General features: G+C 67.7%; 10 protein-coding genes (1 of these 10 running past the window's edge). 5 read left to right on the forward strand and 5 right to left on the reverse strand.

The features are described 5' to 3' along the window. On the forward strand, positions 1-372 hold the end of the coding sequence (locus LzC2_RS16800; protein WP_171189143.1) for an alpha/beta hydrolase. It extends 561 nt beyond the left edge of the window; the window shows 372 of its 933 coding nt (coding positions 562-933); its start codon lies beyond the left edge, outside the window; the stop codon is at positions 370-372. 58 nt (positions 373-430) lie between these two features. Then, positions 431-1,360 (forward strand): alpha/beta hydrolase, encoded by a 930-nt coding sequence (locus LzC2_RS16805; protein WP_171189145.1) that lies wholly within the window; start codon positions 431-433, stop codon positions 1,358-1,360. Positions 1,361-1,387: 27 nt separating this feature from the next. On the opposite strand, the gene LzC2_RS16810 is transcribed toward LzC2_RS16805, so the two are convergent. Together LzC2_RS16810 and LzC2_RS16815 are read right to left on the reverse strand one after the other, a co-directional pair. Beyond that, positions 1,388-2,506 carry a hypothetical protein gene (locus tag LzC2_RS16810; RefSeq protein ID WP_171189147.1) on the reverse strand — a complete coding sequence of 373 codons (1,119 nt, stop codon included), beginning with the start codon at positions 2,504-2,506 and terminating at the stop codon, positions 1,388-1,390. Between the two features lie 240 nt (positions 2,507-2,746). After that, on the reverse strand, positions 2,747-2,944 hold the full coding sequence (locus LzC2_RS16815; protein ID WP_171189149.1) for a hypothetical protein: 198 nt from the start codon (positions 2,942-2,944) through the stop codon (positions 2,747-2,749). A 176-nt stretch (positions 2,945-3,120) separates the two neighbouring features. On the opposite strand from LzC2_RS16815, the gene LzC2_RS16820 reads away from it, so the two are divergent. The 3 genes from LzC2_RS16820 to LzC2_RS16830 all read left to right on the forward strand — a co-directional run bounded on the left by LzC2_RS16820 (position 3,121) and on the right by LzC2_RS16830 (position 7,145). After that, positions 3,121-4,509, forward strand: a complete 1,389-nt coding sequence (locus tag LzC2_RS16820; protein ID WP_206678761.1) for a sulfatase family protein — start codon at positions 3,121-3,123, stop codon at positions 4,507-4,509. Positions 4,510-4,673: 164 nt separating this feature from the next. Beyond that, the gene (locus LzC2_RS16825; RefSeq protein ID WP_171189160.1) at positions 4,674-5,939 is read left to right on the forward strand and encodes a putative DNA modification/repair radical SAM protein; all 1,266 of its coding nucleotides are present in this window, start codon (positions 4,674-4,676) and stop codon (positions 5,937-5,939) included. Positions 5,940-6,029: 90 nt separating this feature from the next. After that, the gene (locus LzC2_RS16830; protein WP_171189152.1) at positions 6,030-7,145 is read left to right on the forward strand and encodes a hypothetical protein; all 1,116 of its coding nucleotides are present in this window, start codon (positions 6,030-6,032) and stop codon (positions 7,143-7,145) included. Positions 7,146-7,189: 44 nt separating this feature from the next. Here LzC2_RS16830 and LzC2_RS16835 read toward each other — a convergent pair whose 3' ends face one another. The 3 genes from LzC2_RS16835 to LzC2_RS16845 all read right to left on the reverse strand — a co-directional run bounded on the left by LzC2_RS16835 (position 7,190) and on the right by LzC2_RS16845 (position 9,779). After that, positions 7,190-7,891, reverse strand: coding sequence for an SMI1/KNR4 family protein (locus LzC2_RS16835; RefSeq protein WP_171189154.1), 702 nt, complete (start codon positions 7,889-7,891; stop codon positions 7,190-7,192). 33 nt (positions 7,892-7,924) lie between these two features. Then, a complete protein-coding gene (locus LzC2_RS16840; protein ID WP_171189156.1) occupies positions 7,925-9,484 on the reverse strand; it encodes a sulfatase in 1,560 nt (519 codons plus the stop codon). Positions 9,485-9,554: 70 nt separating this feature from the next. After that, the gene (locus tag LzC2_RS16845) at positions 9,555-9,779 is read right to left on the reverse strand and encodes a hypothetical protein (protein WP_171189158.1); all 225 of its coding nucleotides are present in this window, start codon (positions 9,777-9,779) and stop codon (positions 9,555-9,557) included. Between the last annotated feature and the right edge of the window lie 131 nt (positions 9,780-9,910).

Genomic DNA, 9,910 nt, shown 5'->3' on the forward strand with positions numbered 1-9,910 from the left:
CCGTCGGATCTCGCCGCCTTTCTCGCGATGCCCGGCTATGAACGACAGGGGGAGCGGCCGGGCTCGCCCGTCTATGCGTTGCTGGGCGGTCCGCTCAGCGAAAAGGCCGATCTCGCCCGCAAAGCCAGCCCGATCACCTACGTGTCGAAGGACGATCCGCCCTTTCTGATCCTACACGGCGCCGAAGACCGCACGGTCCCGCTCGACCAGAGCGAACGCCTGCACAAGGCGTTGAAGGACGCCGGAGTCGAGTCGACGCTCGTCACGCTTCCCGAGGCCGGACACGGCGGCCGCGACTTCAATCAGCCCGAGATTCAGGAACAGATCGGGACCTTCTTCGACCGCCATCTCCGCAGCCAGCCGGCGGAGTGACCCCAAGTCGCCCAGCGCCGCGCTTCGTCCCTCTCGATTCCTCCAGCGATCCATCGCGATGCCCTCCGTCGCCTGTCAGTCACTCTGCGTCACGCTGATTGCGGGGGGGCTGATCGCGTCGCCGGCGTTCGCTCAACGGCCCGCGTCGCCGGGCATCGTCGCTCATCGCGATCTCGCCTACGTGGAGGACGGCCACGAGCGACAGAAACTCGATCTGTACCTGCCGGAGCGAGCCGACGATTCGTCGGAGGCCGCCGCTCCCCTGCCGGTGATCGTCTGGGTGCACGGCGGCGGCTGGGAAGGCGGCAACAAAGCCTGGTGCCCGCCGGTGTCGGCGGGATTCGTCGGTCGCGGATATGCGGCGGTCAGCATCGGTTATCGGCTCACCGACGCGGCGCCCTTCCCCGCCCAGATCGAGGATTGCCGGGCCGCCCTCCGCTGGCTGCGGGCCCACGCGGACGAGTACGGCCTGGATAAGAACCGCATCGGCGCGTGGGGCGCCTCGGCGGGCGGGCATCTCGTGGCGCTGCTGGGAACGGCGGGGGACGAGACGTCGTTCGACGTGGGCGAACACAGGGACGAATCCGCCCGGGTGCAGGCGGTCTGCGATTACTTCGGCCCGACCGATTTCGCCGCCTTCGCCGCGGCACCGGGGTATGAAGCGGTCAGCGGCCCGACCGGCCCGGTCGCCAAGCTGCTTGGCGGCCCGCTGAGCGAACGAACCGAGGTCGCGGCGAAGGCGAGTCCGGTCGAATTCGTCTCCCCGGACGACCCGCCGTTCCTGATGCTGCACGGCACTGAAGACCCTCTGGTGCCGCTGAGCCAAAGCGAACGCCTCTACGCCGCCCTGCAACAAGCCGGCGTGCCGACGACGCTGATCGTCTTCCCCGGCATCGGCCACGGCGGCGGCCCGTTCAACTCCACGCAGACCACGAACCGCATCGCCGCGTTCTTCGATCGGCACCTCAAGAGCGCTGAGGCGGAGTGAGACGGTCGGCGGCGTCCGTCGACGATTTTACTCTCCCGAGATATCTGGATCGCTATCCGGGCGAATCGGGAAGTGGACGGAGATGTCCCGGAACACGGCACCGCGGTCGTCGATTCCGTTCGGGCCAACACTCCACGCGACGAACCCGCCCGGTTTGCGGCGGTAACGGACGGCGCCTTCGGCGAAGGAGTCGGCGGGGATATCTAGCAGGAAGTCCGGGACCAATGCGTCCAGGCGGTCCGGGTACTCGCCGCGGCGGGCGCGATATTCAGCGAGCGCGAACGCGAGGGCCGTCAGTTCGTGCCGGACGCCGATGTCCTTTGCATCCCGCACGACCATCTTCCGGATGTCCTCGGGGGCGTCGGACCAACGGGCGGCAATCGCGGCCGGCACGTCGGCGGCCGCGGGAAGCGTTGTGAGATCCGCCCGACATCGGGCGAGCATGTCGGCGTCGGCCCCCGCATGCCGCAGCCAATCCCGCTTCCCCCATGTCAGCATCCCGCTGATGCTCTGCGAGGCCATTGCCCGGTCCATGGCCGGTTCGCCGCCCGGTCCGACGGCCAACCGACGAGCCAAACGGTCCGCTGCGTCCAGCAGATCCCATGCTTCGGTTGGGCGGCCAACGGCGATCAGCCGCATCGCCTCCGCCTCGGCCACTTCGCACAGCGGTCGTAGCGGTCGCCACCACGTCACACGCCCTTCGCCCGCCCGCTCTTCCGGCAACAGGGGCATCGCGAACTCCGGCCGACGGTCAATCTCCCGCAACAGGTCCAATGCCGACCGGTTCACCATCACCCACTCCTCGACGTCAGGGAAATCCGCCGGCGTCCACGGGCGGGTCCGGGCTTGCAGAAATCGTTCGTTGGCTTGCTTGAACGCCTCCCAGTCCACCCGGTGATCCGGTTGAAAATCGCGCTTCGGGGCTACTGGGACGGACCCGCCTGGCGTCTTCAGTCCTAGCGACACCCGCAATGCCCGCCGCTGGCGGGTGGCGGTCTCCAGCAGCTCGCTCCGTTCCGTGGTCTCTTCGAAAAACCGTAGAAACAAGACCGCACCGTTGCGATCCGGCGGGATGTCCGCTGCCGCCTCGCCCGCGGCAGGCGGCGCGCAAGGCAGACAGAGCAATACGGCTGCGAGCGTCGTCATCCCCCCGTTTTACTCACCGCTGTTGCCAGATTGCAGCGTCGTACGTTCGACGCGGCGGGCGGCCGGAGGCCGGAGGCCGGGGCAGGAGTGGAATCGAGTCTCGGCGAACAAGCGGTTGCCCCAGCCGCCCCTCTCGAACGGGGATCGGACCAGTTGGCCGTCTCAGGCGGCCACCCGAGTTCTTCGATCAGCGCTTGAACACCGCACCGAGCGACTGATTCTCGGAGCCTCGATTCGTGATCAAACCGGGGTCGTCGCCGCTCGTTTCAATTGCAGGATCGCGGCCGTGAGCGCCGTCAGCCCGCTCACGGCATAACCAATCTGCCAGGCCCACGCATGGGCCGTCGGCTCGAAACTCGCGAGCCAGCCGTAGCCGCAGAACGCGGCCACGAGGAGCAAGGCGAACGCCGTCCCGGCATGGAGAAGTTTTGAGGACATGGCTGGTCGGGATCGTTCGAAATGGGGGAGCCTGCAGAGAGAGCCTGTCTGATCGAGACGCGACCGCGGTCCCGCTGCGGTCTGAAACGACGGCGTTGAGCGTGGTCCGGACGTGCATGACGAGAGGTCGGCCGAATGGTACACCGGTTCCCGTTCCGCTCGTCGAAAGGTCGCCCGTGCTCGCTTCGCTGTTGCTCGTCGCCTGTGCGGCTTCTGTTGAGCCGCCCCCGCCGCCGAACGTCGTGGTGATGATGGCGGACGACCTCGGTTGGGGGGACGTGGGCTATCACGAGTCGCTCGGCGGATCGCCGGAGGCGTTCACGCCGCACCTCGATGCGATGGCCCAGGCGGGGGTGCGGTTGGAGCGGTTCTATTCCGCCTCGCCGGTATGCAGCCCGACGCGGGCCAGCGTGATGACCGGCCGACATCCGCACCGCATCGGCGTCACCAACGCCAACGCCGGCCACCTGCCGGACGAGGAGGAGGCGTTGGGCGAACGTCTGCGAGACGCCGGCTATGCGACCGGCTTCTTCGGGAAGTGGCACCTCGGCACGCTGACTGCCGAGCGCCGCGACGCGAACCGCGGGCGCCCCGGGAATACCGAGCACCTCGCCCCGCCGTGGGAGCACGGATTCGCCGAGACGTTCGCCACGGAGTCCAAGGTGCCCACCTACGACCCGCTGTGGAAGCCGCCGACCGGCCCTTACAAGACCTGGTGGGAACCGATCGACGATCCGGCGTTCGCTCTCCCCTACGGCACCGCCTACTGGACCGGACCGAATCAAGACGTGAAGGAATTGAGGGGCGACGACTCCGACCTGATCGTCGATCGGGCGGAGGCGTTTATCGAACGGGAAGCGCACGCCGGGCGGCCGTTCTTCGCCGTGATCTGGTTCCACGCCCCGCATTTGCCGGTGGTCGCCGGGGAGGAGGACGCCGCCCGGTTCGCCCACCTGTCGGACTACGAGAAGCACTACCGCGGCAGCGTCGCAGCGTTGGACGACGCCGTCGGCCGGGTCCGGGCGACGCTGCGAGACGCGGGCGTCGCGGAGAACACCCTCGTCACGTTCTGTTCCGACAACGGCCCGGAAGGCAATACGAAGGCCCCCGGGTCGGCTGGGCCGCTCCGCGGGCGGAAACGGGATCTGTATGAGGGCGGCGTTCGCGTGCCGGGGCTGATCGAATGGCCCGCGGGCGGCTTGCCGAACGGAGAAGCGACGACGTTTCCCGCGGTCACGACCGACCTGTTCCCGACCGTGCTGGCCGCCGTCGGGCTCGAACCGCCGACGGACGCCGGCCGGGACGGCGTGAACCTATTGCCGGCGCTGCGTGCTGGCGAGACGCTCCGCGATCGACCGATCGGCTTCGTCTATCAATCCCGCGAGGCCTGGACTGGCGACCGCTATAAGCTGGTTCGCACGGGCCGCGATCGACCGTGGGAGCTCTACGACCTTCAAACGGACCCGGCGGAGGCCGACGACCTGGCCGCGGAGCAGCCGGATCGAACCCGCGAAATGGCGGCGGCGTTCACGGCCTGGCGAGCGACGCTGCCCCCGGCGAAGTGAATCGACCGTCCCGGTGAAGAGCGTGCAGACCTGACGGTTCTCGAGGGGTACAATCGTCCACCCTCGTTCGCGTTGCCGGTGCCGTCTTGACTGTCGCTTCCCTGCCGGTTCTGTCCGCGCCGCCGCAGCCCCATCCCACGCCGGCGCTGCAGGCGAAGGGACCGCTGGACGTCCGCGGGAAGCTGGCGATCCTCGCGGATGCCGCCAAGTACGACGCCAGTTGCGCCAGCAGCGGAGCGAAGGGTGCCCGTGATCGGAAGAAGAACAGCGACCCGGGCCTCGGTTCGACCGAGTCCATGGGGATCTGCCATAGCTACACGCCGGACGGACGCTGCGTCTCGCTGTTGAAGATCCTGCTGACGAACTACTGCATTTACGATTGTCAGTATTGCGTAAACCGGATTACTTCCGACGTGCGGCGGGCGCGGTTCAAGATCGACGAAGTCGTCTCTCTCACGCTGGAGTTCTATAAGCGGAACTATATCGAAGGGCTGTTCCTCTCCAGCGGCATCATCGGTTCCCCGGACGACACGATGATCGAACTGACGGAGGTCGCCCGCCGCCTGCGGGAAGACCATCAATTTCGCGGGTACATCCATCTCAAGACGATCCCGGAGTGCTCCGAGGAACTGCTGGAGCAGGCCGGGCGGTACGCGGACCGGCTGAGCATCAACGTCGAATTGCCGACGGAGACCGATCTCAAGAAGCTGGCCCCGGAGAAACGCACGCCGCAGATCGAAGCGGCGATGGCGGAGGTGAAGGCTCGCCGTGACGCGAACCGGGCCGACCGCCGGCGGGGGTTCAAAGCCTCCCCGTTCGCCCCCGCCGGGCAGAGCACGCAGATGATCGTCGGGGCGACCGACACCCCGGACCGCGACATCCTCCGCACCTCGACCCGACTTTATCAACGCCACGATCTGCGACGAGTCTATTACTCTGCCTATAGTCCGATTCCGCACGCGGACGCCCGCTTGCCGGGGCAATCGCCGCCGCTGGTCCGCGAACATCGGCTTTATCAGGCCGACTGGCTGCTGCGGTTTTACGGGTTTGAGGCGGAGGAGATTACGCCGGACGACGCCCCGGATCTGGACCTCGAACTCGATCCGAAAACCGCCTGGGCGTTGCGGCATCGCGGTTTGTTCCCGGTCGGCGTGAACACGGCCCCGCGGGAGATGTTGTTGCGCGTTCCTGGACTGGGCGTGCGGAGCGTAGACCGCATTTTAAAGATTCGACGGTTCCGCGCGCTGCGGCTGGCGGACCTGAAGCGATTGCGGGTTCCATTAAAGAAGGCCCGTCCGTTTCTTTTGACGGCCGACCCGGGCGGCGGCAAGCACCTCGACAGCGAGTCGTTGCGGGAACGCTTCGCCCCGAAGCCGACGCAGCGCCTGCTGTTCGACGCGGCGGGTTCCGCCCTGACCGGCGAGGTCTGAGGGCGGCAATCGGGGGATCGGGGGCGGCATCAGGGGTCGGTGGTCGGTAGGCTGAGCGGGGTGTGTCCGACTTCCGAACGGAGTGGCGAGATGGGTGCGATCCTGCTGTGGGCCGGCGTGGCCGGGGCATGGGGACAGGCGGCCGGCGACCCGGCCGCGTACGCGCTGCTGGAAGACCTGGAGCGCGGGCGGTCCGATCATGACGCAGCGGTCCGAGGCGGGCGGGTCGAGGGATACCGGCTTGTCGTGATCACCAAGCAGCCGGAAGCGGCCTTACCGAGGTCGGTCGTCACTGAGGAATTGCTGCCGGTTTTGATGGGAATGACGCCCGGGCTGGGGGGGCGGGAGGACTTGGACGCGCGGACCTCCGCCTTGGTTGCGAAGCACGTGCCCGACCCGGATCAGGTCGTGGCTCAGTGGAGTTGGTTTTCCCTGGTATACTCCGGCGACGACCTCGCCGTCCGCACCGAGGGACTCGGGGGGCCGGAGTTGATGGTCTGGACCGGCGGCGAGGAACACCTCTACACGCAGAACGCGGACCGGACCTGGGGGCAGGTCAGCTTGCTGTCCCAACCCCGCGGCGTGCGGCCGGCGACGCCGCATTCGTTCCTGTTCCTCCCCGACAATCGGAAGGTCCCGCGGCTGCGCTTGGAAACCGCGGACGGGGTCCGCACGCTCACCAACGATTACTACACGATGGCGCTGGACGGGAATCGGCACATCCTCCGTGAAACGCTGATTCGCAGCGGCGGGCAGTACTGGAGCGAGCGGTTTCAGCGGGACTTCCGGGACGTGCCGCTGGCTCAGAAAACCCTGTCGCTGCCGCACTCGATCGCCAGCTTGGATTACGCCCGGATTGTCGGCGACGCCCCCGCCCCGGCGGCGGGCCCCTTGCCGCCGGACGACGCGGGCGACGCGGAGGACGACGCAGCGGCGGAGGGTCCGAGGGTGGCGGTGATGACACTGCACCGCGTGATCGACGCGGAGTTCGGCGTGGAAGCGGGCCCCGAGGCATTCCGCATCGCCGCCCCGCAGGGAACGACGGTGGCCGACTTCCGCGGCGCGGAGCGGGTCAACGGGACGCGCCGGGCCTGGGTGGGGCGACTGCGAGAGGGCACGGCGGATGTCGTCGAGGCGGTCCGCAGCGGTCGGGTGACCCTTCGCCAACGCTGGCGCCCGCGGGCATGCGGTCTGTACGGCCGATGACCAGAATGAACGTCTTCTCTCACGGCGGGAGGCCGGGCGGTCGTTCAGTCGTCGGCGTACTCGATGGAACCGCCGTCTGAGATCCACCTGTATTTGCCAGACTCAAATGCGTCCGCGGCGGCCTCCAGCAAAGCCGCGAGGGACAAAGCCTGCACGCGATGTTCGCCGGTTTCGTGGTCGTGGGAGACCACTTGTCCCGCTGTCCCGCCGGGGGCGGGGGAATAGTCGAGGAACAGCAGGTCGCCGCCGCCGTTGCCGGCGAACGGGAGCCATCGCTCGTCCCACCACGTCGGCCGCACGCCCGAGTCGGTGTGGTTGGGGACGGCGTCAGCGAACTCGCGGATTGCCAGTAGGTCCCGCTGGCCCTCCCACTGCTCCAGAATCCACGCGGCAGGGAGCGGGGTGAACAGGTCCGGGTCGTCGCCCGGCTCCCACCGCACCGGCAACAGGCCGAGGAACCCCGCTCCGTCGTGCCGGCGGAGGACGGCGGCGAGGTCCTCCGGCAGCGGCCGACCGAACGACGGACCGTTTGGATCCGGCGGGCGGTCAAACCCGCCGCCGCCGATCGCCGCGGCCACCTCCGCCGCCGTCAAACCGGCCGGCGCGGCCCGGTTGAGCCCTGCCTCCAGCAGGTCCAGCGCCGATTCGGTTGCCGGGGGATTCAGATCGAAGGACGCGGCCGGCACGATCACGCGGGCGTGCCGGGTCAGTCGATTGAACTCGATCGCGGCGGGATGGACGGGCATCAATGTCTCTCAGCCAAACAAGTCATCGGGCAGTCAGTTCCCCTTCGCCGCTCTACGCGAGCGGGCCGGGACGCCGATCAGTTCCGGTCGGTATTTCGCCGGGTCGAAGTTCGGGTTCTTCCGCGGCACCGGGGCGCCGCTGTCCTTCAGGAACTGGCCGATCTTGCGGTTCAACTGCTCCGCCCGGATCTGATGGCGGGCGTGCAGGTTCGTCGTTTCGCCGGGGTCGCCGGTGAGGTTGTATAGCCGCAGGGCGTGCGGGCCGCCGACGACGTCCGGTCCCTGATGGAAAAGGCGAATGAGCTTCCACTCCGTGCCGTCCTCGCCGCGCCAGTGGACGCTGGCGCTGGGCGGCAGCCAATCCGGGACCGGCGGGGCGTGCGGGAAGTAAGTGAAGATCGCGTCCCGCTCCAGTTCCCCGCCCTTCAACGCCGGGACGAGGCTGACGCCGTCGAACTCGACGTCGGTCGGCGGTTCGAGATCGGCCATCGCCAGCAGAGTCGGAAAGATGTCGGTGGTCTGCACGAGAGCGTCGCTGGTCGCGCCGGGGTCCGTCACGCCGGGCCAGACCGTCACCCAGGGAACGCGGACGCCGCCCTCGTACATCGTCGCTTTGCCGCCCCGCAGCGGGGCGTTGCTGGTGGGCGTCGTGCCGTCGACTTCGTTGTACATGTTCCCGCCGTTGTCGCTGGTGAAAATCACGATCGTGTCGTTCGCCAGCTCCAAGCGGTCCAACGTGTCCAACAGCGTGCCGATCGCGTCGTCGAAGCTCTCCACCATCGCCGCGTAGGTCGGACTGCGCTGAGGATCGTCCGGGTCGACTTTGGGTCGATACTTCTGGATGAGTTCCTGTTTCGCGTCGAACGGGGCGTGCACGCTGAACTGCCAGTAGTTCAGGAAGAACGGCTCGTCTTGGTGCTGCTCGATGAACTGCGACGCCTCCTCCGCCATGCGGTCCTCGATGTGCTCCTTCGGCGAGTTCGCTTTGAAGTTCGGGAACTTCCACGGAGCGACGAAACTGCCGGCCGGACCGGGACCGTGCCAGTGCGGCACGTCGACATCGAAGCCGTGTTCCAACGGCGAATACGGCTCCGGTCCGAGATGCCACTTGCCGAAGTGCCCGGTCGCGTAGCCGTGCGCCTTGAGCGACTCCGCGAGCGTGACGCGCTCCGTATCCAAACGAGTCGCCGAATCGCATTGCGTCGCCTTGTTCCCCGGCGGGGCGACGGCCTGGGCGGATGCCTTCAATTTCACCTGCGGCAGATGGCAGTTCGGCGCCGTGATCCCCACTCGCGCCGGCGACAGCCCCGTGAGAATCCCCGCCCGCGTCGGCGAACACAGCGGACTCGCCGCATAGGCCCGGGTGAACGTCATCCCGCGTTGTGCGAGCCGATCGACGTTCGGCGTTTCATACAGGCTCGTCGTGCCGTAGAGGGTGGTGTCGCTCCATCCCAGATCGTCCGCGAGGATCAACACGATATTCGGCGGACGGTCGCCTGAGCGTTCGGCGACGGCCGTCTCGTCCGCGATCGCCGCCGGACCGATCAGAAAGAGGAACGCCGCGAGTGCGGCGGGCGATAAATTGAGCGACATCGTGGCGAATGGATCAGCAGGCAGCGTTTGAGGTCCGCTGGATCGTACCAAAGTCCCGCCGCTGGCCCTTTCAACGCGTCGTCAGCATCCGCGTCCGCAGGGCTTCCACGAGCGTCTCGATCCGTTCCTCGACGCCTTCGCTGCGTACGTCGACCGGGTAACCGGTTCCGTCCGCGGCGATCACGACCGCATTCGGTTTGCCGGGAACCAATCCGAAGTGTTTTGAAAGATCGCCGTTCCAATCCAGACAGATCGGCGTGTGCGGGGCGGCCCGTCGGAGTTGGAAGGCGATCACCGCGCGGACTGGCCCCGGCACGCCCTGCGTGCTCGCCGCGGACGGAACCGGTTACCCGGTCGACGTACGCAGCGAAGGCGTCGAGGAACGGATCGAGACGCTCGTGGAAGCCCTGCGGACGCGGATGCTGA

It is taken from the genome of Alienimonas chondri (assembly GCF_013036045.1).
Lineage (GTDB): Bacteria > Planctomycetota > Planctomycetia > Planctomycetales > Planctomycetaceae > Alienimonas > Alienimonas chondri.